General features: G+C 67.2%; 3 protein-coding genes and 1 pseudogene. All 4 read right to left on the bottom strand.

The features are described 5' to 3' along the window. A pseudogene (locus A985_RS26115) lies at positions 1 to 1022 on the bottom strand (MMPL family transporter); the annotation flags it as partial. After that, positions 1019 to 1708, bottom strand: a complete 690-nt coding sequence (locus A985_RS0118185) for an outer membrane lipoprotein carrier protein LolA (protein WP_017234801.1) — start codon at positions 1706 to 1708, stop codon at positions 1019 to 1021. The gene A985_RS0118185 and the pseudogene A985_RS26115, both read right to left, overlap by 4 nt. Continuing rightward, positions 1693 to 2151 (bottom strand): thioesterase family protein, encoded by a 459-nt coding sequence (locus A985_RS0118190; protein WP_017234802.1) that lies wholly within the window; start codon positions 2149 to 2151, stop codon positions 1693 to 1695. The genes A985_RS0118185 and A985_RS0118190 overlap by 16 nt, the downstream gene beginning before the upstream one ends. Next, positions 2141 to 3151, bottom strand: a 1011-nt coding sequence (gene hutH, locus A985_RS0118195; protein WP_017234803.1) for a histidine ammonia-lyase, incomplete at its 5' end; no start/stop codon positions are given. The genes hutH and A985_RS0118190, both read right to left, overlap by 11 nt.

Genomic DNA, 3151 nt, shown 5'->3' on the forward strand with positions numbered 1-3151 from the left:
GCCTCGCGCGTCAGACCGCCAACGCCGACGAAATACTGAATGGCATAGTCGACGGTTTCGCCGATCAGGGCCGCGCCGAAGACGAGCGTCAGCAAGTGCAGCTCACCGAAGATCAGCAGCGTGGCGAGCGCAGCGCACAGCGTGCCGAAGGCGATGGTCGCGAGCCCCATGGCGAGCAGGCGGCCCGAACGGAACGCCCAGAGCGTGAGCAGCGCAATACCGAGCGTTGCAACGATGCCGATGCGATGCAACTCCGTTTCCGCCTGCGATCGTGCCCCTGCCGCATGGAAGACCGCGCCGCTGCGCAGCACTTCCACGCCGGGCGAGAGGTCTACGATCCGCGCTTGTGCCGTGTCGAAGAATTGAGTGATTCGCTGCTGCACCGCGCTGTCGAAGGCCGGGCCTTGCGTTTGCAGCAACACGAGCACCCATGTCTTCCCCGCTTGGCGCGCGCTCAGCCAACCGTCGTCGGGCAACATCCGAAGCTGGCCGAACGGCAGCCGCGTGAGCCAGCGGTCGAGCCAGCCAAAGGGGTCATCGGCCGCGTCGGTCAGGCCGAAGGGGGAATGGGCCAGCGATAGCGGCGGCAAGCTCGCGTCGCCAGACGCATGTCGGCGAAGCTGCGCCTCCAGGTCGCCGCGATCCGCTGGCGAGAGGAGTTGGAAGCGATGCGGCCGATAGAAATTCGAGAGGAAGGCCGGGTCGAACGGCGGCACCCGACCCTGCACGCTCGCGAAAGCGCCGCTCGCACGGGCCAGCGCGTCGAAACGCGCAGCGGCGGCGCGGGCCGCGTGGGCGTCGGGCGCGCCGATCAGGACCACGACACGGTCGCTGACGCTGCCCGCCAGATGGTCCACGGCTTGCTCCGCGACGGGATCGCGCTCGGTCGTGGGCAACAGCGCGAGCACATTGGTCTGCAGCGGCAGATGGCGCACCGCTAGCAGCCAGATACCCAGCAGCACGAGGCCCGCGACGAGGGCGAAGGTGAGTGTGCGGCGCAATGCCCGAGTGCGTGGCGTCATTCGACCATTCGCAGCAGGCGTTGCGCTTGCACGTCGAGCGTGTCGCCGGTGCGCACCTTGTCGAACTGCCACTGGACGGTCTCACCGCGCCGGGTCTCCAGCGTCACGGTGCGCACGGTCGTGTCGCCGCTGAGCGTGAGACGCCGCATCGCTTGAGCGATCTGTGGTTGTGCGGGCGTGAGCACCACCTGCCAGCGACGCAGGGTGCCCGTGACGGAAATGCCGAATTGGGAGGCGAGTCCGCTGGTGTCGCCCTGCATGAATGCATTGGCCCATTCGTTGATCTGCTGCGAGATGGCCGACGGCTGCCCGTCGAGCGACAGCAGCTTGCCGTCGGCATCGATGCGCGCGCTGCGTTGCCGGCCGTAGACATACCCTTGCGGCTGCGGCGAACGCACTTGCCAGATCACGCCGCGCTCGCGCGCGAAAACCAGCGTGCCGCGCGTGAGCGCAGGCGCCGTCAGCAAGGCCGAGGTTCGCGTCTGGACGAAATCGGCGTGCACCACGGGATGCGCACTGACCTGCGCGAGGATTCGCTGGAGCAACGCCGAATCGGCCGCCGCTGATGCCGCAACGGGGGCGGTCTCGGTTTCGGTCGCGACGGCGGGTGCCGACGACAGCCCGACGCCGACCAGTAGGGCGAGGGCAAGCACGCTCGTAGCACGCGGCATCAGATGGCGGCCCATACGGCCTCCAACTTGCTCAGTACGACGGGGGGACTCACGAATTGCAGTTCGCCGTTGCGCGCGTCCACCGCGACCTGGACGGTATATCCCTTGGTCATGCGCGTTTCGGTAGCGATGTCGTGAATCTCGTAGGCGATGCGAAGCCGATTCTCATACTCGGTCAGTGATGCCGTGACACGCACCCGCTGCCCGTAGCGCGCGGAGCGAACGTACTTGAGATGGCACTCGACGATGGGCCAGAGATAGCCGGACGCCTGCATCTGTGGATAGTCGTAGTCGAAGCGGCGCAGCAGCGCGCAGCGTGCGATCTCGAAATACTTGACGTAGTGGCCGTGCCAGGCGACTTCCATGACATCGACGTCATGGAACGGAATCTCGACGTCGGCGAAAGCGCTGAGCCAGGGGGCCTTTTCCGGTCGGCGACCGGTCGTCTCAGTCGTCATTAGGCAGATCGCCTCCATCGGCAAGCCAGGCACGCACGGCGCGCAATTCATGTTCAAGCGCGCGATCTTCGTCGACGAACGGCGATTGGGCGGTGACCGTTTCGAGCCACGCCCGCAGTGCGGCGGGCAGCGGCGCGGCGTCCGGCGAGTGCCGCAAGCGTAACTTGACGGCCTGCGCCACCGCGAGCGTGTGAGCGGCGCCGACCTGTTCGGTGAGCGTCAGCACGCGAAGGCAATCGCGTGCGGCGATCGTTCCCATGCTGACCTTGTCCTGATTGTGCGATTCGGTCGAGCGTGAGAATACGCTGGCCGGCATGGTGTGCTTGAGCGCTTCCGCCGCCCACGCCGATGCGCCGATCTGCACCGCCTTGAAACCATGGTTGATTGGTGCGCGAGGGCCCGTCGCGCCGCTGAGATTGCGGGGCAGGCCGTTGTTGAACTTGTCGTCCACCAGCAGGGCGAGTTGGCGATCCATCAGGTCGGCGAGGTTGGCGACCGCCGTCTTCAGGCTGTCCATGGCGAAGGCGATGTGCCCGCCGTAGAAGTTGCCGCCGTGATGGACTTCGCCGGTGTCGGGATCGATGAGCGGGTTGTCGTTGGCACTGTTGATCTCGTTTTCGACGTCGCGCCGGACCCAGCTCAGCGCGTCGACGAGCACGCCGATGACGTGCGGAGCGCATCGCAACGAATAGCGATCCTGGAGGCGCGCCTCGGGCGGTTCCGTGCGTCCGGATAAGTCGTCGCGAATCCATCGGGCGGCGTCGCGCTGACCGTCGTGCGGCTTGGCGTCGAACAGCGTCGGATGGAAGTGCGCGGCGCGGCCGTCGAGCGCTACGGTCGTCAACGCTGTGAGCCGGGCGGCCAGACGCGCCAGCGTGCGACTGCGTGCGAAGGCGAGACTCGCCAGCGCGGTCATGACGGCCGTGCCGTTCATGAGCGCGAGGCCTTCCTTCGGGGCCAGCGTGATCGGCGCGCCCCCCGTGGCGGCCAGGGCCGCCGA

Origin of the sequence: Pandoraea sp. B-6 (genome assembly GCF_000282835.1) — a bacterium.
GTDB lineage: Bacteria > Pseudomonadota > Gammaproteobacteria > Burkholderiales > Burkholderiaceae > Pandoraea > Pandoraea cepalis.

Excerpts from the sequence above, each read along its gene's own strand:
- A985_RS0118185 (WP_017234801.1), bottom strand. The coding sequence starts at position 1,708 with ATGGGCCGCCATCTGATGCCGCGTGCTACGAGCGTGCTTGCCCTCGCC.
- A985_RS0118190 (WP_017234802.1), bottom strand. The coding sequence starts at position 2,151 with ATGACGACTGAGACGACCGGTCGCCGACCGGAAAAGGCCCCCTGGCTC.